Source organism: Polaromonas potterensis, assembly GCF_033446725.1.
In the GTDB taxonomy this organism is placed as follows: Bacteria; Pseudomonadota; Gammaproteobacteria; order Burkholderiales; family Burkholderiaceae_C; genus Polaromonas.
In genome coordinates, this window is the sequence record NZ_JAWQLX010000004.1 from 112,941 (window position 1) to 138,781 (window position 25,841).

The 25,841-nt window shown below is 63.2% G+C and carries 24 protein-coding genes and 1 pseudogene; 14 read left to right on the forward strand and 11 right to left on the reverse strand.

Translation table 11 applies throughout. From position 1 onward, the window contains the following. Positions 1 to 64 precede the first annotated feature (64 nt). The gene (locus tag R6254_RS09335) at positions 65 to 1,327 is read left to right on the forward strand and encodes an NRAMP family divalent metal transporter (RefSeq protein ID WP_318406275.1); all 1,263 of its coding nucleotides are present in this window, start codon (positions 65 to 67) and stop codon (positions 1,325 to 1,327) included. 34 nt (positions 1,328 to 1,361) lie between these two features. Here the strand turns inward: R6254_RS09335 and R6254_RS09340 are convergent, their stop codons facing one another. Next, positions 1,362 to 2,540: a CaiB/BaiF CoA transferase family protein gene (locus R6254_RS09340; RefSeq protein ID WP_318406277.1), complete on the reverse strand. Its 1,179-nt coding sequence runs from the start codon at positions 2,538 to 2,540 to the stop codon at positions 1,362 to 1,364. After that, positions 2,537 to 3,430, reverse strand: coding sequence for an HpcH/HpaI aldolase/citrate lyase family protein (locus R6254_RS09345; RefSeq protein WP_318406279.1), 894 nt, complete (start codon positions 3,428 to 3,430; stop codon positions 2,537 to 2,539). The genes R6254_RS09340 and R6254_RS09345 overlap by 4 nt, the downstream gene beginning before the upstream one ends. Before the next feature lie 141 nt (positions 3,431 to 3,571). Here R6254_RS09345 and R6254_RS09350 point away from each other — a divergent pair, with 141 nt between their 5' ends. Beyond that, positions 3,572 to 4,546, forward strand: coding sequence for a Bug family tripartite tricarboxylate transporter substrate binding protein (locus tag R6254_RS09350; protein ID WP_318406280.1), 975 nt, complete (start codon positions 3,572 to 3,574; stop codon positions 4,544 to 4,546). Positions 4,547 to 4,583: 37 nt separating this feature from the next. On the opposite strand, the gene R6254_RS09355 is transcribed toward R6254_RS09350, so the two are convergent. Then, positions 4,584 to 5,525: a LysR family transcriptional regulator gene (locus R6254_RS09355; protein ID WP_318406281.1), complete on the reverse strand. Its 942-nt coding sequence runs from the start codon at positions 5,523 to 5,525 to the stop codon at positions 4,584 to 4,586. Positions 5,526 to 5,563: 38 nt separating this feature from the next. Between R6254_RS09355 and R6254_RS09360 the strand changes: the two genes are divergently transcribed. Further along, entirely contained in the window at positions 5,564 to 6,778 is a 1,215-nt protein-coding gene (locus tag R6254_RS09360) for an alpha-hydroxy acid oxidase (RefSeq protein WP_318406282.1), read from the forward strand. A gap of 40 nt (positions 6,779 to 6,818) precedes the next feature. Here R6254_RS09360 and R6254_RS09365 read toward each other — a convergent pair whose 3' ends face one another. Together R6254_RS09365 and R6254_RS09370 are read right to left on the reverse strand one after the other, a co-directional pair. Beyond that, complete coding sequence (locus R6254_RS09365) at positions 6,819 to 7,091, reverse strand: helix-turn-helix transcriptional regulator (protein ID WP_318406672.1); 273 nt, start codon at positions 7,089 to 7,091, stop codon at positions 6,819 to 6,821. 114 nt (positions 7,092 to 7,205) lie between these two features. Continuing rightward, a pseudogene (locus R6254_RS09370) lies at positions 7,206 to 7,787 on the reverse strand (cupin domain-containing protein); the annotation flags it as partial. A gap of 169 nt (positions 7,788 to 7,956) precedes the next feature. Between R6254_RS09370 and R6254_RS09375 the strand changes: the two are divergent. After that, on the forward strand, positions 7,957 to 8,325 hold the full coding sequence (locus R6254_RS09375) for a DsrE family protein (RefSeq protein ID WP_318406284.1): 369 nt from the start codon (positions 7,957 to 7,959) through the stop codon (positions 8,323 to 8,325). Between the two features lie 233 nt (positions 8,326 to 8,558). On the opposite strand, the gene R6254_RS09380 is transcribed toward R6254_RS09375, so the two are convergent. From R6254_RS09380 to R6254_RS09395, 4 genes are read right to left on the reverse strand one after another with little or no spacing between them, the layout of a single operon-like run. After that, on the reverse strand, positions 8,559 to 9,839 hold the full coding sequence (locus R6254_RS09380; RefSeq protein ID WP_318406286.1) for a TRAP transporter large permease: 1,281 nt from the start codon (positions 9,837 to 9,839) through the stop codon (positions 8,559 to 8,561). Continuing rightward, entirely contained in the window at positions 9,836 to 10,399 is a 564-nt protein-coding gene (locus R6254_RS09385) for a TRAP transporter small permease (protein ID WP_318406287.1), read from the reverse strand. The genes R6254_RS09380 and R6254_RS09385 overlap by 4 nt, the downstream gene beginning before the upstream one ends. A gap of 8 nt (positions 10,400 to 10,407) precedes the next feature. Next, positions 10,408 to 10,854, reverse strand: coding sequence for a type II 3-dehydroquinate dehydratase (locus R6254_RS09390; protein ID WP_318406288.1), 447 nt, complete (start codon positions 10,852 to 10,854; stop codon positions 10,408 to 10,410). 19 nt (positions 10,855 to 10,873) lie between these two features. Next, complete coding sequence (locus R6254_RS09395; RefSeq protein WP_318406290.1) at positions 10,874 to 11,884, reverse strand: TRAP transporter substrate-binding protein; 1,011 nt, start codon at positions 11,882 to 11,884, stop codon at positions 10,874 to 10,876. A 129-nt stretch (positions 11,885 to 12,013) separates the two neighbouring features. Between R6254_RS09395 and R6254_RS09400 the strand changes: the two genes are divergently transcribed. Next, positions 12,014 to 12,838, forward strand: coding sequence for an IclR family transcriptional regulator (locus R6254_RS09400; protein ID WP_318406291.1), 825 nt, complete (start codon positions 12,014 to 12,016; stop codon positions 12,836 to 12,838). A gap of 5 nt (positions 12,839 to 12,843) precedes the next feature. Here the strand turns inward: R6254_RS09400 and xdhB are convergent, their stop codons facing one another. Both xdhB and xdhA read right to left on the reverse strand, forming a co-directional pair. Continuing rightward, positions 12,844 to 15,237: a xanthine dehydrogenase molybdopterin binding subunit gene (xdhB, locus tag R6254_RS09405; RefSeq protein ID WP_412103141.1), complete on the reverse strand. Its 2,394-nt coding sequence runs from the start codon at positions 15,235 to 15,237 to the stop codon at positions 12,844 to 12,846. Then, positions 15,234 to 16,712, reverse strand: coding sequence for a xanthine dehydrogenase small subunit (gene xdhA / locus R6254_RS09410; protein WP_318406293.1), 1,479 nt, complete (start codon positions 16,710 to 16,712; stop codon positions 15,234 to 15,236). The genes xdhB and xdhA overlap by 4 nt, the downstream gene beginning before the upstream one ends. A 72-nt stretch (positions 16,713 to 16,784) precedes the next feature. On the opposite strand from xdhA, the gene R6254_RS09415 reads away from it, so the two are divergent. From R6254_RS09415 to R6254_RS09455, 9 genes are all read left to right on the forward strand, one after another. Further along, positions 16,785 to 17,714 (forward strand): LysR family transcriptional regulator, encoded by a 930-nt coding sequence (locus tag R6254_RS09415; protein ID WP_318406295.1) that lies wholly within the window; start codon positions 16,785 to 16,787, stop codon positions 17,712 to 17,714. Positions 17,715 to 17,787: 73 nt separating this feature from the next. Then, complete coding sequence (locus R6254_RS09420; RefSeq protein WP_318406296.1) at positions 17,788 to 19,368, forward strand: ABC transporter ATP-binding protein; 1,581 nt, start codon at positions 17,788 to 17,790, stop codon at positions 19,366 to 19,368. After that, positions 19,355 to 20,422, forward strand: coding sequence for an ABC transporter permease (locus R6254_RS09425; protein ID WP_318406297.1), 1,068 nt, complete (start codon positions 19,355 to 19,357; stop codon positions 20,420 to 20,422). The genes R6254_RS09420 and R6254_RS09425 overlap by 14 nt, the downstream gene beginning before the upstream one ends. Continuing rightward, positions 20,422 to 21,342: an ABC transporter permease gene (locus tag R6254_RS09430; RefSeq protein ID WP_318406298.1), complete on the forward strand. Its 921-nt coding sequence runs from the start codon at positions 20,422 to 20,424 to the stop codon at positions 21,340 to 21,342. Before R6254_RS09425 ends, R6254_RS09430 begins: the two co-directional genes overlap by 1 nt. A 45-nt stretch (positions 21,343 to 21,387) precedes the next feature. Continuing rightward, complete coding sequence (locus R6254_RS09435) at positions 21,388 to 22,536, forward strand: BMP family ABC transporter substrate-binding protein (RefSeq protein WP_318406300.1); 1,149 nt, start codon at positions 21,388 to 21,390, stop codon at positions 22,534 to 22,536. A 97-nt stretch (positions 22,537 to 22,633) separates the two neighbouring features. Beyond that, positions 22,634 to 23,674 carry an adenosine deaminase gene (locus R6254_RS09440; protein WP_318406302.1) on the forward strand — a complete coding sequence of 347 codons (1,041 nt, stop codon included), beginning with the start codon at positions 22,634 to 22,636 and terminating at the stop codon, positions 23,672 to 23,674. 316 nt (positions 23,675 to 23,990) lie between these two features. Beyond that, on the forward strand, positions 23,991 to 24,395 hold the full coding sequence (locus tag R6254_RS09445; protein ID WP_318406303.1) for a GreA/GreB family elongation factor: 405 nt from the start codon (positions 23,991 to 23,993) through the stop codon (positions 24,393 to 24,395). Positions 24,396 to 24,482: 87 nt separating this feature from the next. Beyond that, positions 24,483 to 25,409, forward strand: a complete 927-nt coding sequence (locus tag R6254_RS09450; RefSeq protein ID WP_318406305.1) for a universal stress protein — start codon at positions 24,483 to 24,485, stop codon at positions 25,407 to 25,409. Beyond that, positions 25,409 to 25,837, forward strand: a complete 429-nt coding sequence (locus tag R6254_RS09455; protein ID WP_318406306.1) for a hypothetical protein — start codon at positions 25,409 to 25,411, stop codon at positions 25,835 to 25,837. Before R6254_RS09450 ends, R6254_RS09455 begins: the two co-directional genes overlap by 1 nt. The last annotated feature ends 4 nt before the right edge of the window (positions 25,838 to 25,841 follow it).

Sequence of the window (25,841 nt, forward strand, 5' to 3'; positions counted from 1 at the left end):
TGGAGGCCTATTTTCCTTAAAAATATGGCTTAGCGAAATTGGCCAGCCGTGCTAGGCTTGCCTGATGTTCAAGCGCTTCCCCTCATTTTTGCGCCATGTGGGCCCAGGTGTCATCACGGGTGCCGCCGACGACGACCCGTCCGGCATCGCCACCTACACACAGGCCGGCGCGCAGTTCGGCACGGGGCTGCTCTGGACGGTTTTTCTGTCGCTGCCTTTCATGATTGCGATCCAGCTGGTCAGTGCCAGGATAGGGCGCGTGACCGGCAAAGGTGTGGCGGCCAACCTGCGTGAACACACGCCGCGGCCTTTCCTGATGAGCATGGTCTTGCTGCTGGTGATGGCCAACACCATCAATATCGCCGCCGACATTGCGGCCATGGGGGAGGCGCTGCAACTGGTCGTGGGCGGAGGCGAGCATTACCACGCCCTGTTTTTTGGCGTGGTGACGGTGCTGTTGCAGGTGTTTGTGCCTTACCGCAAGCTGGCGCCTATGCTGAAATGGCTGACGCTTTTTCTGTTTTCCTACGTGATCGCCGTGTTTCTGGTGCATGTGCCCTGGACCCAGGTCTTGCACGACCTGGTGATTCCGAAGTTGCAGTGGACATCGGCTTACTGGATGATGATTGTGGCCTTGCTGGGCACCACGATTTCGCCCTATCTGTTTTTCTGGCAGGCCTCGCAGGAGGTCGAGGAGTTGCGCTTGAAAGGCCGAGGGATTGGCGCCGAAGCGCAAGTTCGCAAGGACTTGCGGCGTGTCAAGCGGGACACCTACATGGGCATGTTTTTCTCCAACAGCATTGCTTTTTTTGTGATGTTGCTGGGGGCCGTCGTGTTGTACGCAGCCGGCATTCGTGATGTGACTTCCGCGGCGCAGGCCGCGCAGGCGCTGCGTCCGCTCGCCGGTGACTTTGCGTTTGCCCTGTTTGCCGGCGGCATCATTGCCACCGGCATGTTGGCGGTGCCGGTACTGGCCTCGTCCGCGGCCTATGCGGTGGCGGAGGCTTTTGGCTGGCCCGAAGGCCTGGAGCGGCAATGGTATGAAGCCAAACGGTTTTACGCCATCATCATTCTCGCCACCCTGGTGGGCACCGGGCTGGACTTCACGTCCATAGACCCCATGAAAGCGCTGTACTGGAGCGCCGTGATCAACGGTGTGGTGGCCGTGCCCATCATGGCGGGCATGATGCTGCTGGCCGGCAACAAGGCGGTGATGGGCCCGTTCACCTCGGGCTTCAAGACCACCTGGTTTGGCTGGGGCGGGGTGGTGGTGATGGGTTTTGCGGTCTTGATGATGTTCTGGGACCTGCTGGGCCTGTCCTTCTGAGCTCGCTCCAGGGTTCTGTCCGCAGCGCCTGCTGTCAGCTTTTCCCGGCGGCCACACGCGCCGCTTCGGCGCGTATTTCCAGCGAGTGTTGTCCCAGCACCGGCGCCGCAAAAGGTGCGGGTCCGGGCGTACGGCCGAAGGCCACCGGCCCCTGGAAGCCACGGTAGGTGCCGACCACCGGGTGGTCATAGTCGGCGACCAAACCCTGGGCCAGGACTTGCGGGTCATCAAACATGTCTTCGACCGAACGCGCGGCGGCGCAGGGCACTTCTTCCCCAAACACGGCCTCCCATTCCAGCGCGGTGTGGGCTTGCAGCGCCTGGTGCAACAAGGGCAGGATCTCGTCCTGGTGCTGCGCGCGTTTGCGCACGGTGTCGTAACGGCTATCGTCTGCCAGCGCGGGCAAGCCTATCTTGTTGCACAAGGCGCGCCAGAAATGGGGCGTGTTGGCGGAGATGTAGAGATGGCCTTCACGCGTCGGGTGCAGCCCGGTGATGCCGCCGGAGCGCATGTCGCGCCCAATGTTTTTGGGCTCGTTCTCGGCCCAGACCATACGCGCCGACTGCATGGCCAGCGCGCTGCGTAGCAGCGAGATGCCCACGTATTGGCCCTGGCCGCTGCGTTCACGTTCGTACAACGCCGACGACACCCCGGCCGCGACCAGCGCCGCCGCGTAATAGTCCACCACCGAACCATAAACGATCTCGGGCGGGCCGCCGGCCTTGCCCTGCAAGTTGCAGATGCCCGTCATCGATTGCAAGACCTGGTCGTAACCGGCTTTTTCGCTCAACGGGCCGCTGTCTCCATAACCGCTGACCGCGCAATAAATCAGCCGTGGATTCAGGGCCTGGAGTTGTTCATACGCAATGCCCAGGCGTGGCGCCACGCTGGGGCGGAAGTTGTGCACCAGCACGTCCGCCGTGCGCACCAGCGCCAGCAAGGCCTGCAGGTCGTCGGCTTGTTTGAGGTCCAGCACGACGCCTAGCTTGCTGCGGTTCACACCCAGAAAAGCGCGGCTTTCGGCTTCCAGGGTGGACGGGTATTTGCGCAGGTTGTCGCCCAGAGGCGGTTCGATCTTGATGACTTCAGCGCCCTGGTCCGCCAGCAGCGTGCAGCCGTAAGGCCCGGCGATGTAGGCGCTCAGATCCAGCACCCGCAGGCCGCTCAGAGGGCCCAGGTTGCCGGTGCGTTTGGGTAAGGTGGGGGTGTTCATGGGCGGGCCTCCGGCGCATCCGCGGGCGCAACCAGCCCGAGCCGCGTGGCGGTGGCAAGCAAGGCCTCGGCGCGCCGCACAAACGGGGCATCAACCATTTTGCCGTCGACGACGTAAGCGCCCACGCCTTGTATATCGGCCTGGTGCGCAGCCTCGACCACACGCAGGGCATGCGCGATCTCCTCGTCGCCGGGACGAAAGGCCGCATTCGCCAGGGCGATCTGGCGCGGATGGATACAGCTCTTGCCGATGAAACCGAGCTGGCGCGCCTGTTGGGCCTCGGCCAGAAATCCCGCTTCATCGCGGATGTCGGCAAATGCCGCGTCATAGGCGAACACGCCGGCCTCGCCAGCCGCCATACGCACGGCAAACATGGCCTGGCGGACGGCGGACACGTCCCGGCGCGCGATGCCCAGCGGCTCGAACAGGTCGCCTAATCCCAGTTGCAGGCCCATGACACGCGGGTCGGCGGCGGCCAGTTCATGGGCGCAACGCAAGGCCTGGGGGGTTTCAATATTCACCAGCAAACCAATGGGTGCCGTCACGCCGTTGGCCTGTTGTGCGTCGGCCATGGCACGGGAAGCCGCACGAATGTCGTGGGTATCGCGCGGTTTGGGCAGGTTCAGCATGTGAACGCCCGTTTGGGTCATGGCCAGGATGTCTTCAGCAAAGTAGGGCGTCTCCGGCGCGTTGATGCGAACAATGATGGTTTTGGTCGAGCCCGACAAGGCGCCGGACCGCAGGAAGTCCCGTAGCGCGAGCCGTGCCTCGGCCTTGCGTGCCGGCGCCACCGAGTCTTCCAGGTCAAAGGCCAAGGCATCGGCATCGCTGGCCAGCGCCTTGGGGAACAGTTCGGGCCGTGAGCCCGGGACAAACAGCTTGCTTCTCATAGGCCGCAAGTCTGGCACCGTTGGGCTGAAAAATAAATGCGCCATACATGAGAATTTCTTGTCAGTCGATTGACGAAACATCAACAGACAAGAATCCAGGACTGGCTAGGATGCAGGCTACAAACCATCAAGGAGACAAACATGCTGTTCCCGTCACGCCGTACCGCCCTGGCCCTGGCCGCCTTGTGCCTGCCCCTGGCCGCCCTCGCACAAAGCGCGCCCTGGCCCAGCAAACCCATCACGCTGGTGGTCGGCAGTGCACCCGGCGGCTCCAACGACACGTTTGCGCGTGCCCTGGGCAAACGCCTGCAGGACGCGTTGGGTCAGACGGTGCTGGTGGAGAACAAGGCGGCCGGCGGGGGCGTGATCGCCAATGCCTATATTGCCAAGGCGCCGCCGGACGGTTACGCCCTGGTGGTTTTGTCGTCCACCTTCACCACGGGTGCGGCCATTCGTACCAACCTGCAATACGACGCCATCAAGAGTTTCAAACCGGTGGCCATGCTGGCCAAAGGACCGCTGCTGGTCACGGTGGCGGCCAATTCGCCTTACAAAACCATTGCCGAACTGGTCGCCGGCGCCAAGGCCAATCCGGGCAAGCTCAACTACGGCACTTCCGGGGCCGGCAGCATCAACCATTTTGCGACCGAACTGTTCATAGGCGCCGCCGATATCAAGGTCACGCATGTGCCCTACAAAGGCATGGGCCCGGCCACCAATGACTTGTTGGGCGGCCAGATCGAGGTCCTGGTGGCGAGTGCGCCGTCCATCCTGTCGCAGATCAAGAATGGCCGTGTGCGTGCGCTGGCCGTGACCACCCCCGTGCGTTCGCCGGTCGCGCCCGAGCTGCCATCGCTGGAACAATCCGGCTACAAGGGCAGCGCGGCCGAACTCTGGTGGGGTGTGCTGGCACCGGCAGGCACACCGCAGCCGATCGTGGACAAGCTCAACACCGAGATCAACAAGATTGTCCAGTCGGCGGAGATGAAAGATTTCTTCCTGCGGGAAGGGGCAGAACCCGCACCTATGAAACCAGCCGAGTACGAAGCCTTCATCGCGGCGGAAATCGATCGCTGGAAGAAGGTCGCCAAGGCCTCCGACATCAAGCCCGAATAAATAGCCAGACGGCGTCACACACGAATCGCGCCGTGGCTTATTTCGCTGTGGCCGATTTTCGCAACTTGGGCACGGGCGGTGTCTCTGTAGGCAGGGCTTGCGCCTCGCCGCGTTGCTCCAGTGCGACCAGAAAGGCATCACGAACTGCCAGTTGGCGCCTGTCTTCCGCATCCGCGCTGCGGCACACCAGGGCCACCTGGCGATGGATGCGGTTGTCGCCGAGCGCCACTTCCCGCACGTCGTAAGCGCGTAGCAGCTCCTTGCGCAATTGCGGCACCACCGACACGCCCAGCCCCGCACCCACCATGGCCACAATGCCTTCAATACTCGGCAACTCGATGGAGCGACGCACGTTGGGCGCAAGTTTCTCGACATATTGCGCCGCGACGCGGCCCGCACTCAGCTTGCGCTCCAGGCGTATCCAGTCGTATGTTTTGAGGAAATCCAGCGGCTTGTTGCCCCGCGCATCGACGGGCACCACCATGACAAAGGGGTCGCGACGCAAGGGGGTCCAGTGCAGGCGGCTGGAGCCACCCGAGGGCGGGCGCACCACCACGGCGACATCGATACGCCCGGCTTTCAACTCATCCAGCAAACTCGCCGTGGAGCCGCGCACGAAATGCAGGGTCAGCGCGGGCGCTGCGGCACGCAAGGACGCAAACGCGGCGGGCAGAACACTCATTTGCACCGACTCGATGGTGCCCAGCCGGATACGCCCGCTGACACTGCCTCGCGCGGGCCGGCGCATGGCCTCGATCTCGCCGAGCGCGCGGCGCACGGTGGACGACAACTCCTGTGCAAACGCGGTAGGCCGCGCCTGTCGGGCCGAGCGGTCGAACAGCGGCTGGCCGAAGTATTCCTCCAACTGCTTGATTTGCAGGCTCACGGCGCTGGGTGTCAGGTGCACAAACTCGGACGCGGCGACAAAACTGCCGTGGTGCATGACGGCGATCAAGGTGTTGAGGGCTTCGAGTTTCACAAAAATTAATCGTTGATGGACGAACCACGCACAAAAATATGCTTACCCCGCATTCTCTACCAGCCCTCAGTCCATCCGCCAACACCCGCCTACCACGCCGTCTGCGCAAGATTCTGTCACTCGACGATTTCGAGGACGCGGCCCGCCGCCACCTGCCGGCACCGGTGTTCGGTTATGTGTCGGGTGGCTGCGAAACCGATGCTTCGCTGCACGGCAACCGCGCGGCCTTTGCCGACTACGGTTTTGTGCCGCGCGTGTTGCAAGGCGTGTCTCAACGTTCGCAGGCGACCTCGCTGTTTGGCCACACCTGGGCCAGCCCTTTCGGGATCGCACCCATGGGCTTGTGTGCCTTGAGCGCCTACCGCGGCGACCTGGTGCTGGCGCAGGCGGCTGCCGCGGCCAACATCCCGATGCTGGTGAGCGGCACCGGCCTGATCGCGCTGGAAGATGTTCGGCGAGTCAACCCTCGGGCCTGGTTCCAGGCTTATGTGCCGGGCGAGCCGGCGCGTATCGAGACGCTGATTGCTCGGGTGGCGCAAGCAGGTTACCGCACGCTGGTCATCACGGCGGACACCACCGTTTCCGGCAACCGCGAGAACCAGGTGCGTGTGGGTTTTTCGACCCCGTTGCGTCCCAGCCTGAAGCTGGCCTGGGACGGTTTCACGCGCCCGCGCTGGTTGTGGGGCACGGCGCTGCGCACCCTGGTGCAACACGGGATGCCGCATTTCGAGAACTCGCAGGCCACACGTGGTGCGCCTATCCTGTCGCGCAACGTGACGCGCGACTTTGGCGCGCGCGACCACCTGAACTGGGAGCACCTGCGCATGATCCGTGCCTTGTGGAAGGGCGATCTGGTGGTCAAAGGCCTGATGCGTGTGGACGATGCACGCATGGCGCGCGACTGCGGTGTGGACGGCATCATCGTGTCCAACCACGGCGGGCGCCAGCTGGATGGCGCTGTTTCACCGCTGCGCGTCTTGCCCGGCATTGTCGAGGCCATGGGTGATCTGCCGGTGATGATGGACAGCGGCATACGCCGTGGCAACGACGTACTCAAAGCCATGGCGCTGGGCGCGCGTTTTGTTTTTGTTGGTCGGCCCTTTAATTACGCGGCGTCCATTGCGGGTGGGGCCGGGGTGAGCCATGCGATCAAGCTCCTGTCAGAAGAAATCATGCGCAACATGGCGCTGCTGGGTATCAACCGGCTGGAGCAGATGCGTGAGCACCGTGTGGTACGGCTTAAAGATGCATAAGGTCGGGCCGTTGAACGTGAACGTCGTTTGAGCCCAGGCCTCAATGCCGGGGACCCATCTCCACCTTGCGCCGCCAGGCACCGGGAGGCATGCCATACGTGCGCCTGAAGGCGCGACTGAAGGCCGCCTCCGATTCATAACCCACCTGTTCGGCAATCCGCGTCAGGCTGAGGTGGCCGCTGCGCAGCGCGTTCGCCGCCAGCGCCAGGCGCCAATGGGTCAGGTATTGCATGGGCGGAATGCCCATCAGCAGGGCGAAGCGCTCGGCCAGCACCGTGCGCGACACGTTCACCTCTTGGGCCAGGGAGGCCACCGTCCAGCCTTGCGCCGGTCGCTCGTGCAGCAGCGCGATGCTGCGCCCGACCTGGGGGTCGCGCAGGCCGGCCAGCCAGCCGGTGGTTTGTTCGGGTTGGGTTTCGATATGGGCGCGCAAGGCTTCGACGAACAGCAACTCGGCCAGCTTGGTGGCCATCGCATCGGCACCAGGCCGGCCCGAGGCCGCTTCACTGGCAGCGTAGCGGATTGAATGTTCCAGCCAGGGCCCTAATTCGCGCTGCCGGATGTTGATGTGAAACATCAGCGGCAGGGTGGACATCAGCGGCGTGGCGATCTGGCGCTCGTAGGCGAACCAGCCACAGACCAGTAGCGTCGCCGCGCCGTCGCCGCCGTAACGCGCCAGGGCCAGCTTGGGCAGCTTGGGCCTGACCGCGTGCGCTGGGTCGACCGGCCCGTGGTGCAGGCCGCTGCCCACCAGGTGTGCGTCGCCCTGGGGCAACACAAGGACGTCGCCGGCCTCCAGCGCGACCGCTTTGCCGCCGGGCAATTGGGCCTAGCAACGCCCTTCGACCAGCAGGTGGCAGATGGCGATGTGCTTGTGGGCGGGAGACAGCGCCGAGGCCAGTTCGGCGCCGTGAGGGGCCACCACCGACCAGGGTTCGTGGAACTGCGCGTTGAGGAACAGGGCGCCTTTGAGCCTGACGATCCGTAACACGTCGGATAACACGTCCATGAGGGGCTCTCCTGGCTTTTTCCGCTTGAAGGGGGTCTAACCTGTTTGCGGCGTTTCGGGCAAAAACGCCGAACGCCCGGGCAGGACAGCCACCGTCAATCACGACAACATACAGGGGTCCCGCAAGGCGCGAGACGCTGATCTATCTTAACTGCGAGGGAAATGCCCCATGTCCGAATCATCCAAAGAACTGGTCGTCCTGATGACCAAGGGCGCCGATCACGAATTGTCATCGGTTGCATTCACGATCGCCAATGGCGGCATCACGGCTGGCTTCAAGGTGTATGCCTTCCTGACCAGTGCGGCGGTGGACCTGGTGCGCAAGCGCGCCGTTGAGTTGACCCAGGTGCCGCCGCTGGACCCGCTCAAGGCGTTGATTGACGACTTTGTGCATAGAGGCGGCACGGTCTGGGCCTGCCCGCCTTGCGTCAAGTCACGCGGCTACACGCAAGAGGACTTTATTGAGGGCGTGGTGATTGTTGGCGCCAGCGCCATGCACGAGCGGCTGCTGGCAGGGGCGTCGTCGCTCAGCCTCTGAGACCATCCAGGGTGAGGCTGCTGCCAGGCGACGGCCCCCTCGTTGGATGGAGGCCGTCGATGGGGCTCCGCGTTTTATGGGGGGGGCCGCCACGCCAGAACCAAGGGCGGGAGGCTGGTTTGTAAGAAAAATTGGCCTCCAGCCCTTATCCCTTGTGCGCAATTAGCTATCAAAAACAGAGCGACTGCGAGCCGCTGAATCCGCTACCGCGCACTGAACTGTTCGGCGGATTTTCAGCCGGAGAACCAGCGTGCCGGCACCGTCACCAGCGCCGGGAAGGCCACCATCAGGAACATCACGGCAAACTCGGCCAGCATGAAGGGGATCACGCCCTTGGTGACATCGTCCATGCTCATGCGCCCCACGCCGGCCACCACGTTGAGCACCGTGCCCACCGGCGGCGTCACCAGCCCGATGGAGTTGTTGATGATGAACAACACGCCAAAATAAACCGGGTCTATGCCCGCCGCCTTGATCACAGGCATCAGCACCGGTGTCAGGATCAGAATGGTGGGCGTCATGTCCATCGCCGTACCCACCAGCATCACCAGCACCATGATGGCCGCCATCAGCAGGATGGGGCTGTCCATGAAGGGCTGCAGCAGGCTGACCACCGTGGCCGGCAGGTTGGCCACCGTGATCAGCCAGGCGCTGACCATGGCGGCGGCGATGAGAAACATCACGACTGCGCTGGTTTTGGCGGAACTCACAAAAATGCCATACAGCTGCGACAGTTTCAGCTCGCCGTAAATGACGGTGGAGACGAAGAGGGCATACACCGCCGCGACCACCGCCGCTTCCGTCGGTGTGAAGACCCCCATGCGCAGGCCCACCAGGATGATCGCCGGCAGCAGCAGAGCCCAGGTCGCCTCGCGAAAGGCCTTCATGATTTCGGCGCTTGATTTGCGCGGTGGCGGCACGATGTCTTCGCGCCGCACCAGCCAGGCCCAGGTGACCCACAAGGCGCCGCCTATGAGCAGGCCAGGCACGATGGCCGCGAGGAACAGCTTGGAGATGGACACATTGGCCGCCACCCCGAAAATCACCAGCCCGATGCTGGGCGGGATCACCGGACCGATCACGCCCACCGAGGCAATCAGGCCGCCGGCACGCACCTTGTTGTGGCCGGCCTTCACCATCATCGGCAGCAGCAGGGCTGTGAGGGCTGCGGCGTCGGCGACGGCGGAACCCGACAGCGCCGACAGCAGGCAGCCGGCCATGATGGTCACGTAACCCAGCCCGCCCTTGACGTGGCCGACCAGCGCCAGCGCCAGGTCGACGATGCGGCGCGACAGGCCGCCGACGTTCATCACCTCGCCGGCCAGCATGAAAAAGGGCACGGCCAGCAGCGGAAAACTGTCGGCGCCGCCGAGCAGGTTCTGCGCCAGGATTTGCGCATCAAAAAGGTCCAGGTGCCACATCAGCGCCACGCCGCTGCTCAGCAACGCAAACGCAATGGGAATGCCCAGTGCCATGGCCGCCAGCAGCGAACCAAGAAAAATGAAAATAGTCATGGCGTGGCCCTTCCCGGCGCGCCGGCATCGGCCAGCACCTGCTTGAGTTGCACGGCTTCTTCCGATTCCTGCACCATCACCAGTTCATCTTCCGAAAGCTGGCCGGTGACAATTTTGTACAGGTCCACCAGCAACAGCAGACCCGCCAGCACCGCGAAAACCAGGCCGGCTGATGAGACGATGGCCATGGACCAGCCCGTGGTGGGCGCGGTGACCTCCCAGTTGATTTTGGTCTGCTCCAGGCTGCCCTTGAACAGCAGCCCCACAATGAAAAGCATCAGTACGTGGCCGATCAGCAGGCAGAGACGTTTGCCCCAGGCCGGCAGGCGCCCGACCACCATGTCGATGCCCAGGTGACCGTGTTCGCGCAGGGCGACGACGGCCCCCAGAAACGTGCTCCAGATGAAAAGCCAGCGCGAGACTTCCTCCGACACCGTGATGCCGGAGTTAAAGCCGTAACGAAGCACCACGTTGCCAAACACCAGCAGCACCATGATGGCCAGCGCTGCAGCGATCAAAAACTCCAGGCCCTGGCAAAGCCAGTCGATCATGCGCGTCATGGCCGCGCCTAGTTCGTCGTGGCTTGGCGAGCCAGTGCGGCGATGCCGCGCAGGGCCAGCAGGTAGGACTGCGGCCCCAGGCCCTGGATGGTTCCCTTGACGGCTGGCGAGATGATGGAGTGGCTGCGCCAGGGCTCGCGTGCGGCGATGTTGGACATGTGTACTTCCAGCACCGGGAAAGGCATGGCCTTGATCGCATCGTGCAGCGGCACGCCGTGCTGCGTGAGGCCGGCCGGATTGACCAGCGCCCCCTGCGCGTCGTCGATGTGCTGGTGCAGAAAGTCGATCAGCGCACCTTCGTGGTTGGACTGAAGAATCTCCAGCGTCACCTCCAGCTCGGTCGCGAGGGCCGTGAGCTGGTCGTTGATTTGCGCCAGCGTGGTGGTGCCGTAGATGTGGGGTTCGCGCCGGCCGAACAGGTTCAGGTTCGGCCCATGCAGGACAAGGATTTTCATAGGGGTGTCAAGCTCGTTTTTATTTGCGAACCCGGGCCAGTTCGTCGTTGTACAGCTTGACGATGGCCGGCTCGTAACTGGCGGAAAACTTGTCGGTCACGGGCCTGGCGATCTGGCGCATGCGCTCCTGCTGCTCGGCGCTGAGTTCGTTGTATTGCATGCCCTTGGCCTGCAGTTCACCGACGGCCTTTTGCGCGGCGGCGCGGCTGACCTGGCGCTGGTAGCCGCGGGCTTCATTGGCCGCGTCGTTCATGATCTTCTTCTCGGTGGCCGAAAGTTTGTCCCAGAACTTCTTGCTGACCAGCACGATGTTGGCCGCGTACACATGGTTGGTGGCGCTGACAAACTTGTTGACCTCGAAAAACTTGTTCGACAGGATCACGGCAAAGGGGTTTTCCTGGCCGTCCACCGCCTTGGCTTCCAGCGCGCCGTACAACTCGGCGAAAGGCATGGGCACCGGGTTGGCCTTGAAGGCCTTGAAGGTATCGAGAAACACCGGGTTGGGAATCACGCGGATTTTCAGGCCGTCCAGGTCTTCGGGTTTGGTGATCGGACGTTTGCTGTTGGTGACATTGCGAAAGCCCAAGTCCCAGTAGCCGAGCGCGACCAGGCCTTTTTCCGGCAGCTTGGCGATCAGCGCCTGGCCGAGCGGGCCGTCGAGCAGCGCGTCGGCCTGGGCAAAACTGCTCACAGCGAAGGGGAAGTCCACCAGGCCGAATTCCTTGACGATGCCGGCCAGCGAGGTGGTGGCCGGTGCCGACATCTCCTGCACGCCGCCCTGCAGCGCCGACTGCTGCTGCAACTCGTTGCCCAGTTGCGAGGCGGGGAACTCCTGCACCTTCAGCTTGCCGCCGCTTTTGCTGGCCAGCAGTTCGGCAAATCGTTTCACGCCAAAGCTGACCGGATGGTCGGCGTTGTTCAGGTGGCCGAACTTGAGCGTCCGTTCCTGGATGTCCTGCGCCGAAACGGCCGTGGCGACGATGGAAAGGAAGGCACACGCCAGGGCGCGGCGAAGGGAAGCTTTCTGCATGGTTTTGTCTCCTCAAAAAAGCGGGTGGTATGGTCTTGCGGAATACAATGTAGCAGGAATTGGAATTGAATTCCAGTTCGGAATAACGTTCCGGAAATAAATGATGAAAGACTATTGGAGAATGAAAGCATGAGCAGCACGCTGGAACGTTCCTTCGCCATCCTTGAATACCTGGCCGCCTACCCGGAAGGTATGGCCCTGGCCGGCATTGCCCAGGATCTGGACATGCCACGCAGCGCCTGCCACCGCCTGCTGGTTGAGCTGGTGCGCTGCGGTTATGTGCGCCAGCTGCGTGAGCACGGCGATTACGCGCTGACCACCAAGCTGGCGGCGTTAGGCCTGAGTTTCCTGAGCAGTTCGGGCATCGTCGACATTGCGCAACCGCTGATTGATCGCATGGCGGAAACCTCGGGCGAGTTGGTGCGGCTGGCCATCGTGGATGGCGAACGCCTGACCTTTGTGGCCAAGGCGCAGGGCGCACGTTCCGGCCTGCGTTACGACCCGGACATGGGCATCGATGTCCGGCTGTCCTGCAGCGCCGGCGGCCACGCCTGGCTGATGACCCTGAGCGACGAGCGGGCCCTCGAGATTGTCTCCATGCAAGGTTTTGGCGACCCCAAACTTTATGGCCCCAAGGCCCCGACCACCATCAAGGCGCTCACGCGTATCCTGCAGGACGACCGCAAGCGCGGTTTCAGCCTGATCAACGAAATGTATGCGCCCGGCATGACGGCCATGGCCGCGCCCGTGCAACGCAAGGGCGAGGCGGCGATCGGTGTCATCACCGTGGCCGGGCCGCTGGTGCGCCTGACCGAACAACGCATGCTGGAACTCGGCCCCGAGTTGCTGGCGGTGGCGTCCGAGCTGGCGTCGGCCAGTTCCGCCTCACCGCTGTTTGCGCGCAGCGCGTTGGCCGGCCGCAGCACGCCCGTGCTGGAGGCGGTGAGTTCCTGAGGAGGCTAGCGGCGGGGTTCGGGGCGCTTCAGCGCCGCCAGGACATGTTCTGCCGTCGCTGGCGCATCCAGCCGCACCGCTCCCTCACGTGCCGCGGCGACCGCCTCTTTCAAGGCCTCCAGCACACTGATGGCCAGCATGAAAGGCGGCTCGCCGACGGCTTTGCTGCCGAAAACGTTGTCTTCGCGGTTGGGCTCCGGCCACAGATCAATCTTGAAGTGTTCGGGAATGTCGCCGGTGGCGGGAATTTTGTAGGTACTGGGTGCGTGGGTGGACAGGTATCCCTTGTCATTCCACACCAGTTGTTCGGTGGTCAGCCAGCCCATGCCCTGCACAAACCCGCCTTCGATCTGGCCGATGTCTATGGCCGGGTTGATGGGGGTGCCGACGTCGTGCAGGATGTCGACTTTCAAGACCCGGCTTTCGCCGGTCAGGGTGTCGATGGCGACTTCGCTGCAGGCGGCGCCATAGGCAAAATAATAAAACGGCCGGCCGGTGAGCGTGGTTTTGTCGTAATGGATTTTCGGCGTGCGGTAAAAGCCGTCGCTCCACAACTGGATGCGGTTGGCATAAGCCAGGCGCACCACTTCGGGGAAAGGCCGGCTGTTTTTTGGCGAGTGAATCAAGCCGCCCGAAAAAGTCACGGCGCCGGCGCCGCAGCTGTCCAGGCCGGAGACAAACTGCGCCAGGTTGTCACGCACGTTGCGCGCCGCGTATTGCGCGGCCCGCGCGTTGAGGTCGGTGCCGGCCGAGGCGGCGGTGGCCGAGGCATTCGGTATTTTGCTGGTGTCGCTGGCCGTGGCCAACACGTCTTCAAAGGCCACGCCCAGTTCGTCGGCCACGATTTGCGCCACCTTGGTGTTCAGGCCCTGGCCCATTTCGGTGCCGCCGTGGTTGACCTGCACGCTGCCGTCGGTGTAGACATGCACCAGCGCGCCGGCCTGGTTGAACAGGGTGGCGGTGAAGGAGATGCCGAACTTGACCGGCGTGATGGCGATGCCGCGTTTGATCACCGGGCTCTTGGCGTTCCAGGCCAAAATGGCCTCCCGCCGGCGTCGGTAGTCCGCCGTCAGCGCCAGTTTTGATAACAAGGGTTCGAGGATGTTGTCCTCGACCTGCATCTGGTAGTGCGTGATATTGCGCTCGTCCACGCCGTAGAGGTTGCGCTTGCGCACATCCAGCGGGTCCAGCTTCAACTGCCGCGCGATGTCGCCGAGTATGGTTTCGATCAGTACCACACCTTGCGGGCCGCCGAAACCGCGGAAGGCCGTGTGGCTTTGGGTGTTGGTCTTGCAGCGGTAAGACGCAATCTCCACGTCTTCCAGAAAATAGGCGTTGTCGGTGTGGAAAATCGCGCGGTCGGCGACCGGGCCGCTGAGGTCCGCGCTAAAGCCGCAGTTGGCTGCCATCATGAGTTGCAGGCCGCTCAGCCGGCCCGTGTCGTCAAAACCCACGGTGTAGTCGTAGGCAAAGGGGTGGCGTTTGCCGGTGACCATGAAGTCGTCGTCGCGGTCCAGCCGCAGCTTGATCGGGCACTTCAGTTTGTGGGCCGCCAGCGCCGCCCACACGGCCAGATGGCCGGCTTGCGTCTCTTTGCCGCCAAAACCGCCGCCCATGCGCCGGCACTCGACACGCACCGCATGGTTGCTGATGCCCAGCGCATGCGCCACCCAGTGCTGAACCTCGCCGGGGTGCTGGGTGCTGGAATAAATCAGCCACTGCTGTTGCTCTTGCGGCACCACGTAGGCCACCTGGCCTTCGAGGTAAAAATGTTCCTGGCCGCCGACTTCGAGCTGACCGCTCAAAGTGTGGGGGGCGGTTTTTAGCGCCTGGGCCGCATCACCGCGTTTCACAAACACCGGCGGCAAGACATAACTTTCAGCCTGGAGTGCGTCGCGCACATTCAGAATGGCCGGCAGTTCTTCGATCTGGAGTTTGACTTTGCGCGCAGCGCGGCGCGCCAACATCACCGAGTCGGCGATCACCAGGCCAACCACCTGGCCGACGTGCTCAACCGTGTCGGTGGCAAACACCGGCTCGTCATGCACAAACGTGGCGAGCAGCGGATCACCCGGAATGTCGCAAGCCAGGATCACATCGCGCACGCCGGGCAGGGCCAGCGCGGCGCGGGCATCCACACCCAGCAACTTGCCGTGTGCGACCGTCGACAAAATGGGCGCGGCGTACAAGGTGCCGCGGATTTCGGGAATGTCGTCCACATAGGTGGCGGCGCCAGCCACCTGAGCGCGTGCGCTTTCATGCGGGTGCGAACGACCGGCGGCGCCGCTGCGTTGAGGTGTGGCGGCTGGCTGGAGCGCGGGGACCGGCGTCAGCGCTGGGGACGGGTTGTCGGCGCGGCTGATCGGGCCTTCCTCACGGGGTTTTTCGCGGGCGTTCACGAGGCTTCCTCTTCCAGAACAAAAGATTCCAGATTGATCTGCTGCAGCCCCTGGCTTTCCAGCCAGAAACGTTGCAGCAGATTGCCCAGCACCTCGCTGCGGTAGCTGCTGGAGGCGCGCATGTCGGAGATCGGTGAAAACTCGGCGCGCAGGGTGCTGATGGCGTGCTGCACGGTTTGCAACGTCCAGGGCTGGCCGCTGAGGGCGGTTTCGGTCTGGTGGGCGCGCACCGGCGTGGCGGCCACGCCGCCTGCGCCTATCGATGCGCGGGTGACTTGGCCTTGGCTGATTTGCAGGTTCACTGCCAGGCAGACGGCCGAGATGTCGTCGTCATACCGTTTGGAGATTTTGTAGATTCTGAGCAACTCGTTTGGCACCGGCCGCGGTACCTTGATCCAGGCCAGCACCTCGTCCTTGGCTATGACGTTTTTGCGGTAGCCGGTGTACAGCGCTTCCAGCGGCATCTCGCGGTGACCACGCTGGCTCATCAGCACGATGTTGGCGCCCAGCGCAATCAGCAGCGGCATGGCATCGCCAATCGGCGAGCCATTGGCCACGTTGCCGCCCAGGGTGCCGGCGTTGCGCACCGGCAGGCCGGCAAAACGGGTGGCAAAAGTCTGCAATTGCGATCTGTCTTTTACCAGTGCGGCAAAAGCATCAGCCAGCGGCACGGCTGCGCCTATGGCGATGTGGTGTTCGTAGGCTTCAATCCGGCGCAACTCCTGCACCTTGCTCACATCCAGCACTTCGCCAAACTGCATGTGCATCTTGGTTACCCAGAGGCCCACGTCGGTGCAGCCGGCAACAAGCTGGGCCTCGGGCTGTTCGGCGCGGGCTTGCAGCAGGGCCGCCAGCGTGCGCGGGGATTTATAAGCCGAATTGGCCTCCAGCCCTTGAGGGGCGGGCGCAAGCAGCTTCAGTTTTGATAGCGTTTCGGCCTCGTCGATAGTCACGGGGGGCAGGGCGGCCATCTGTTGCGCAGCATCGAGGATGGGCCGGTAGCCGGTGCAGCGGCACAGATTGCCCGAGAGTTCTTCCTGGGCCAGTTCACGGGTGATGGTCCGGCCCTGGCAAACGTGGTTTTGGTACATGCCGAACAGGCTCATGACAAAACCCGGCGTGCAAAAGCCGCATTGGCTGCCGTGACAATCGACCAGTGCTTGTTGGGCCGGGTGCAGGCTGCCGTCCTGGGCGGCCAGGTCTTCGACGGTCCACAGCGCCTGGCCATCTATGGAATGCGCCAGCTTGATACAGCTGTTGATGGCCCGGTAAACAAGGTGATCGCCCTCGGCTTCCCCGACCACCACGGTGCAGGCGCCGCAGTCGCCTTCGCCGCAGCCCTCCTTGGTGCCGGTGCAGGCCAGGTCTTCGCGCAAGACCTCCAGCAGCGTGCGGCTGGGTGGTACATTGGCGAGCGAGATCACTTCGCCATGCCTGACAAATTGAATGGTTTTGAGAGGTGATTGAATGTCCATTTGTTTGAGCGTACGACTATTTGGCGCGCGTCGGTATACCGATCGTCATATCAGGGAAATGTATAAAAAGGTATGAGCGACCCGGCCTTATTCGACAAGATAGACCTCCATCTCATAAGGGTCTTGAACACCGTGCTGACCGAACGCAGCGTTTCGCGCGCCGCCATCCGCCTGGGCATGTACCAGCCCGCCGTCAGCGCGGCGCTCAAGCGCCTGCGCGAGTTGGCGGGTGACCCGCTGCTGGTGCGTTCGGGCGCCGGCATGGTGCCGACCGATGCCGGCCTGCGCATGATCGAGCCTTCGGCCAGTATTTTGCGGGCCGCCGCCGTGTTGTTCAGCGACGCACGCGGCTTTGAGCCGGCCACGGCCACCCACAGCTTCAGCCTGGCGGCCAGCGACTACATGGACCCGCTGTTTTTGCCGCGCCTGGTGGCGCAGATCAAAAGCCAGGCGCCGCTGTGCCACATCAATATCCATGCGTTGTCGGGCGAGTCGGACTACCGCGCACGCCTGGCCCAGGGCGACATCGACCTGGTGGTCGGCAACTGGCCGGCGCCGCCCGATGACCTGCACCTGGCGCGCCTGTTCGGCGACGAGGTGGTGTGTCTGGTGGCCGAGGATCACCCGGCGGTGCGCCGCGGCTGGGACCGTGCTACCTGGCTGGCCGCCGAACACATTGCCCCCACACCGACCCATCCCGGTGCCAAGGGGGTGATTGATGAACAGCTGGACGGGCTGGGCCTGCAACGCAACATCACGGCGCGCTGCCCACATTTCGGCCTGATCCCGGCCATGGTCGCCGACAGCCTGCTGGTGTTGACGACGGGGCGCCAGTATTGCGAACGGTATGTCGGCGTGTTACCGGTGAAAATCCTGCCATGCCCGATCGAATTCCCCCCCATGATGTATTACCAGCTCTGGCACGAGCGCACCCACGCCTCGGCGTCGGCCAAGTGGTTGCGCGAGCGGGTCAAGGCGGTGGCCGCCTCGCTACAAAAATAATAGCTGTTTGCGCCCGACCAATCAGGGCTAGAGGCCTGAAAAGCTTATAAAAATCAATAAAATCGACGAGACAATGACTGTTCCCCCTCTTTCTCAAGCCCAGGCTGCTGCTGCCGGCGCTGTGCCGCGCCTGCAACTGACTGGCATCACCAAGGCCTACCCCGCGGTGGTGGCCAACAGCGAGGTCGCCCTGACCGTGTTGCCCGGCGAGATCCATGCCGTGCTCGGCGAAAACGGCGCCGGCAAATCCACCCTGATGAAAATCATCTACGGCGCGGTCAAGCCCGATGCCGGCAGCGTGGCCATTGACGGCCAGACCGTGGTGGTGCGCAATCCGCAGGAAGCGCGGGCCCTGGGCATCAGCATGGTGTTCCAGCATTTCAGCCTGTTCGACACCCTGACCGTGGCCGAAAACGTCTGGCTGGGCCTGGACAAACACCTGAGCCTGGCCGAGGTCTCGCGGCGTATCAGCGCCACCACGCAGGAATACGGCCTGCAGCTGGAACCCACCCGGCCGGTGCACACCTTGAGCGTGGGCGAACGCCAGCGCGTGGAAATTGTGCGGGCCTTGTTGACCAACCCGCGTTTGTTGATCCTGGACGAGCCGACCTCGGTGCTGACACCGCAGGCGGTGGAAAACCTGTTTGTCACCCTGCGCCAGCTGGCCGAGCGGGGCTGCAGCATTTTGTACATCAGCCACAAGCTGCATGAAATCCGGGCCTTGTGCAGCGCCTGCACGGTGCTCCGCGGTGGCAAGGTCACCGGTGTCTGTGATCCGCGCCAGGAGTCCAACGCCTCGCTGAGCCGCCTGATGATTGGGGCCGAACCGCCGGCGCTGGAGCACCGCGAGCAGGCGCCGGGCGCCACCGTGCTGGAAGTGTGTGATCTGAGCCTGAGCCGCGAAGACCAGTTTGGCGTCGATTTGCAGCACATTGCGCTGACGGTGCGTGCCGGCGAGGTGGTTGGCATTGCCGGTGTGTCTGGCAACGGGCAAAAAGAACTGCTGTACGCGCTGTCGGGTGAAGACACCCGCGCCGCGCCGGGTGCCGTGCAGGTCAAGGGGCGGGGTGTGGGCCGGCTCAACCCGGCGCAGCGTCGTGTATTAGGCCTGCATTTTGTGCCCGAAGAAAGGCTAGGGCGTGGTGCGGTGCCGGCGCTGAGCCTGGCGCACAACCTGCTGCTCACGCGTAAAGACGCGGTGGGCCGCGGCGGCTGGCTGCAGCTGCGTAGCTTGCGGGCACAGGCCAATGCCATCATCCGCCGTTTCCATGTCAAGGCCTCTGGCGACGGCGCGGCGGCGCAATCCTTGTCGGGCGGCAATTTGCAAAAATTCATCGTCGGCCGTGAAATCGCGGCGAATCCGGCGCTGCTCATCGTCTCGCAACCGACCTGGGGCGTGGACGTGGGCGCGGCGGCCCAGATACGCGGCGAAATCCTGAAGCTGCGCGACAGCGGCTGTGCCGTGCTGGTGGTCAGCGAAGAACTCGAGGAGTTGTTTGACCTCTGTGACCGCCTCTATGTGATGGCCAAGGGCCAGATCTCGCCGCCCATGCCGCGCGCCAGTGCCACCGTCGGGCTGGTCGGGCAATGGATGAGCGGGCTCTGGCATGACGCGGCACCTGTGGAAAGCGGGGCGCAACATGTTCAAGCTTGAAGCCCGGCCCCAGCCTTCGCGCCTGTGGACTTTTGCATCGCCGGTGCTGGCGTTGCTGATCACGGTGCTGATTGGTGTCTTGCTGTTTGTGGCCCTGGGCAAAGACCCGGTGCGTGGCCTGCAGATCTTTTTCTGGGAGCCCATCAAGTCGCCGTACGCGCTGGGCGAGCTGATGGTCAAGGCCACGCCGCTGCTCATCATTGCGCTGGGCCTGGCCGTGTGTTTTCGCTCCAACGTCTGGAACATTGGCGCCGAGGGGCAGTTTGTCATCGGTGCCGTGGCCGCAGGCGGCGTGGCCTTGTTGGCCGACAAAACGACTGGCCCGTGGATTGTTCCGGCCATCATCGCGGCCGGCATGTTGGGCGGCATGGTGTGGGCCGGTATCACGGCCTTGCTGCGTGACCGCTTCAACGCCAATGAAATCCTGGTCAGCCTGATGCTGGTCTACGTGGCCGACATGGTGCTGAGTTACCTGGTCTTCGGCCCCTGGAAAGACCCCGGCGGCTACAACTTTCCGCAGACCAAAACCTTCGAGGCGGTGACGCAGATTCCGCGCCTGATGACCGGCTCGCGTGTCAGCATCGGCCTGTTGCTGGGCCTGGCGGCGGCGGCGGCCTTGTGGGTTTTCCTGTTTCGCACCTATGCCGGCTTTGCCCAGCAGGTCGGCGGCCTGGCGCCCAGCGCCGCGCGGTATGCGGGCTTTTCTTCGCGCAAGGCCTTGTGGGTCGCGCTGCTGACTTCGGGGGCGGCCGCCGGTCTGGCCGGTGCGCTGGAGGTGGCCGGGCCGATTGGCCAGCTCACGCCCTATGTGCCGGCGGGTTACGGTTTTGCCGCCATCATCGTGGCCTTTGTCGGGCGATTGCATCCGGTCGGCATGGTGTTTTCGGCGGTGTTGATGAGCATGTTTTATATAGGCGGGGAGCTGGCGCAGTCGCGTCTGGGCCTGCCCAAGTCGCTGACCGGCGTGTTCCAGGGCCTGCTGCTGTTCAGCCTGCTGGCCTGCGACACGTTGGTGGCCTACCGCCTGACTTACAAGAAAAGAGGGGTGCGCTGATGGAGTCCACCGCATTGCTGCTGGCCGCCACCTTGAGTGCGGGCACTGTGCTGGCGATTGCCGCCTTGGGCTTGCTGATCAACGAAAAAGCCGGCATCGTTAATTTGGGCGCCGAAGGCATGATGCTCTGCGCCGCGCTTGCCGGCTTTGTCACTGTGGTGCATACCGGCAACAGCTGGCTGGGTTTTGCCGCCGGCATGGCCGCCGGTGCCTTGCTGGCCGCGCTGTTTGGTGTGCTGGTGATCTGGCTCAACACCAACCAGTACGCGACCGGGCTGGCCCTGAGTTTGTTCGGCGCGGGTTTTTCGGCCTTTGCCGGCATCAAATACGTGCAGGAAAAACTGCCCGAGCAGACGCAACATGTGATCCCCTGGCTCAGCGACTTGCCCTTTGTGGGGCCGGCGCTGTTTCGCCAGCATCCCATGGTCTACATCGCCATGGGCCTGACGGTTGGCCTGATCTGGTTTTTGTACCGCACACGCGCCGGGCTGGTCTTGCGTTCGGTTGGCGAAAGCCCGGAGTCGGCGCACGCGCTGGGTTACCCGGTGCGGCGCATCCGCCTGCTGGCGGTGGTGGCCGGCGGCGCCTTGTGTGGCCTGGCCGGCGCTTATGTGTCGGTGGTCTACACGCCCTTGTGGGTCGAAGGCATGATTGCCGGCAAGGGCTGGATTGCGCTGGCGCTGACCACGTTTGCGACTTGGCGTCCGGCCCGGGTGTTGCTTGGGGCTTACCTGTTCGGCGGCGTGACCATGTTGCAGTTTCACCTGCAGGGTCTGGGGGTTGATGTGCCGTCCCAGTTCCTGACCATGCTGCCCTACCTGTCCACCATCGTGGTGCTGGTGCTGATCTCGCGCAACCCGCGCTGGATCAGGCTGAACATGCCGACCGCGATTGGCAAACCTTTCTACCCCGGCTCATAATCGGGGCTTTTCGCCCGATACTTAACCGTCGTTACAGGAGATGACATGACAGATCAACAAAAACGTTCATTGCTCAAGCTGGCTGCGCTGTCCGCCGTGGCTTCCGCCGCGCTGATGGGTTGCGGCAAAAAGGAAGAGGCTGCACCGGCGCCCGCACCTGCGCCTGCAGCGGCCGCACCGGCCAAGGCCGAGCCCTTGAAAATTGCGTTTGCCTACATCGGCCCGGTCGGCGACGGCGGCTGGACCTTCTCGCATGACAATGGCCGCAAGGCACTGGAAAAAGAATTCGGCGACAAGATCGTCACCAGCTTTGTCGAAAAAGTGCCAGAGTCGGCAGACGCGGAACGTGTGATCCGCGACATGGCCAACCAGGGCAACAAGCTGATTTTCGGCACGACTTTCGGCTACATGGAGCCCATGCTCAAGGTCGCCAACGACACCAAGGGCGTGAAGTTCGAACATGCCACCGGCTACAAAACCGCCGACAACATGCGCACCTATGACAGCCGCACCTACGAAGGCGCGTACATGGCTGGCGTGATCGCCGGCAAGATGAGCAAGACAGGCACCCTGGGTGTGGTCGGCTCGGTGCCGATTCCCGAGGTGATCCGCAACATCAACAGCTTCACGCTGGGTGCGCAGTCGGTCAACCCCAAGATCAAAACCAAGGTGGTCTGGATCAACGACTGGTTCAACCCACCCAAAGAAACCGAAGCCGCCACCGCGCTGATCAACGGCGGTGCCGACGTGTTGTTCCAGAACACCGACTCCTCGGCCGTGCTGCAGACCGCTGAAAAAATGAACAAGCGCGCCTTTGGCTGGGATTCGGACATGACCTCTTACGGTCCCAAGGCCCACCTGGGTTCCGCGGTGATCAACTGGGGCCCGTATTACATCAAGGCCACCAAGGATGCGCTGGAAGGCACCTGGACCACCGGCCAGGCCTGGTGGGGCGTGAAAGAAGGCGCGATTGACCTGGTGTCGATTGCCGCCGATGTGCCGGACGAAACCAAAAAACGCATCGACGAAGTCAAGGCCGGACTGAAAGACGGTTCCTTCGTGATCTGGAAAGGTCCGATCATGGACAACACCGGCAAAGAGCTGGTGGCCAAGGACGTGGTCGCCGACGACAAGTTTCTCGGTGGCCTGAAGTCGTATGTAAAGGGCGTGGAAGGCAAAGTCCCCGGCAACTGATGCGAGCGCGGCACGGCCGGCAGCCTGATGGCTGCCGCCTGGCTGTTTGTTGTGCCCTGGCTGCCTTCGGGCAGCCTTTTTGTTTTTTGGAGCCGAGATGAATTCCGTGAAAGCTGTTCCCTCTGACCGATTGCCCGAGTTGCTGCGCCTGATGCCCAAGGCCGAGCTGCACATTCACATCGAGGGATCACTCGAGCCCGAGCTGATTTTTGCGCTGGCGCAGCGCAACGGCGTGGCCACGCCTTACCGCAGCGTGGACGAGCTGCGCAGCGCCTACGCCTTCAGCAACCTGCAGAGTTTCCTGGACATTTATTACGCCGGTGCCAGCGTGTTGCTGAAGGAACAGGATTTTTACGACATGGCGCAGGCCTACCTGCGCAAGGCCGCGCACGACAACGTGTTACATGCCGAGCTTTTTTTCGATCCGCAAACCCACACCGCGCGTGGTATCGACATGGCGACCGTGATCAACGGCCTGCACCGCGCCTGCGTGGATGCGCAGGCCGAGCTGGGTATCAGTGCGTCGCTGATCCTGTGTTTTCTGCGCCACCTCTCTGAAGAAGAGGCTTTCGAGACGCTGGAGCAGGCCCTGCCTTACCGCGACAAGTTCATTGGCATCGGGCTGGATTCCGGCGAAGTCGGTAACCCGCCCGAAAAGTTTGCCCGCGTGTTTGCGCGCTGCCGCTCCCTGGGCTTTCACCTGGTTGCCCATGCCGGGGAAGAAGGCCCGCCCGAATATATCTGGACCGCGCTGGACCTGCTCAAGGTCCAGCGTATCGACCACGGCGTGCAGGCCATGAAAGACCCGGCGCTGATGCGACGCCTGGCGCAAGACCGCATCGCCCTGACGGTGTGCCCGCTGTCCAACCTCAAGCTCTGTGTGTTTCCCGATCTGGCGCAGCACAACTTGCGCCAACTGCTGGAGGCCGGGCTGGTCGCCACCGTCAACTCCGATGACCCGGCTTATTTTGGCGGCTACATCAACGACAACTTCACGCAGACCTTTGCGGCAACTAGCATGGGTGCAGAGCACGCTTACACGCTGGCACGCAACAGTTTTGATGCCAGTTTTATCGACGAGACCCACAGGCGCCGCTACGTCGATCAACTCAACCAGGTCTTTGAAACTTTCAGCTAAGGCCAGGCGCATATCGGCACGGCGTGTGAGGCCATTGGTTGACTAAATTTTTTGCAACCTTAAACTCCCCTGCATGTGCTCCTTGACCCTCACCCTCCACAACCATGCTGCATGGGCGTGCCTGCCCTGCGCGGCAGTTGGGGGACTGGGGCGCTGTCCTGCCGTGACGAAGACGGGTTGTCAGTTGACGCCCGGCCATTCTTAAGCCCGGCGGTTAGCTCTTTCTTTTTTGCGCTACTTTCGACCGCCGGGCCCCAAGCCCGCGCGGTAGCGACCCCCGTTCACCGGGACAGGTCGCCTTCGATTGGAGTGCTTCATGCCTGCAACCACACTTGGTGAGCGTACGCTCGCCGAATCTGACCACGTCCGCCTGAGCCAGTTGCTGCCAGCCAGCCTCTGGCCGCCTGCGCTGGCAGAACTTTTGACCATGGCCGACGTGATTTCTGCGAGCGCCATGCCAGCCAATGTCATCACCATGTATTCGCAGGTGGATATCGTGGATGCCCACACCGGCCGCCGGCAAACGCTGACCGTGTGTTACCCCGAGGATGCGGAGCCCAGCGCTGGCTTCATTTCCGTGCTGTCGCCTGTGGGTTGCGGGCTGCTGGGCCAAAAAGCGGGATCGTTCGCGCGCTGGCCCACCCCCAGCGGAGAAGAAGGCATGGCCGAAATTGTGGCCATCGTCGCGCCGCCGGCTGCGGCTGGCGGCAAGCACCGGTAGCCGCCGCTCTCCCTGCGTTGATCTCTTGGCCCCCTGTCGCTGGCCGACCGGGCGGATGCATCCTGTCTTGCGATGGAAAGTAAAAAAATGACGATTCAATCGATTTTTGCCTTGACCGATTTTTCGGCGTCCGGCAATCACGCGCTGGAACGCGCGGCCTGGCTCGCGGCGGAACACCGCGCGCGTCTCACCATCATGTATACCGCGCTGGGTGACAAGCCGGATTGCGCCGATGCGGCCCAACGCCTCGTGTACCAGGCCAGGCAACTGGCGGTGCAGTTTGGCCTGGTTGTGGACACGGTGGATGCCACCCATCACAGCGCCGAACGTATGGCCGAAGATGCGCGCCGCGCGGATCTGCTGGTGCTGGGTCACACGTACCAGCGCTCATGGCTGTCTTTTCTGAGCGGCCAGCCGGCGATGCAGTTGATGCGCTTCTGCCATTGCCCGGTTCTCGTCACAAAAAACGAGTCCGGCAAACCTTATGGCCGGACGCTGGTAGCCGTGGACTTCACGCCGGCATCCAGGCGCCTGGTTGAACTGGCCTGCCTGCTCGATGGCCATGCAGAAGTCGAGCTGTTTCACGCGCTGAGCACACTCAACGAAGCCAAGTTGCGCAGCGCCGAGGCGTCGCTTGAGGCCGTTCAGGCCTATCGGCAGGCATGTATTCGTTATGCCCAAGGCCGGATTCTGTCGCTGACCGATTCTTTCGATACCCGGAGAAATCGCGTGTTGTCTACCATTGGCCATGGCGACCCGGCGCGTCAGTTACTGACCCAGCAGCAATACGCGGGCGCGGACCTCTTGGTGGTCGGCAAACAGCGGCGATCAACGCTGATGGATTTCTTCTTCGGAAGTGTGGCGCAGCGTGTTCTGCGCTGGTCCACCGCCGACCTGCTGGTCGTGCCTCATGATTTTCAGCTGGCAACACGCGTGTTGGCGCAGCGGGGGCTAGATACCGAGCCAGGCCAGTGCCAGCCGGCCTTGCTGACCAGCCGGCGGAAGGCGTTTTGATGGACACCCGATTTCTCACCAGCGAGGAGGCCACGCTGCTGAGCCAGGCTGCCGAACACTGGCTGCGCCTGGGGGATGTGGAGCTGAACCCCGGGGAGCATGTGCTCAAGCTGCTGAGAAACGCAGCTGTCCGGCCCAGGGCCTGTCCACGGGAAGACATCGCCAGCCTCAACTGGACCTTGGAGCTGGCCTTGCCGGATGACCCTGCTCCGCAGGAGTTGACGCTGGTGTGCCCTGGGGACGACGACCTTTCACTGGCCCGTGTTTCCGTGCTGACGCTGCTGGGCCTGAGTTTTGTCGGACGTGTGGTGGGTTCTGTGGCGCCACTTCAGTTGGGTGGCGGGCCACCGAAAGTGGTCAAGCTGCTGGCGGCCAGGCGCTGCACGGCCCTGACCGCGCGTCGGGGCCCAGCGTTTCGTGCTGGCTGAGGCG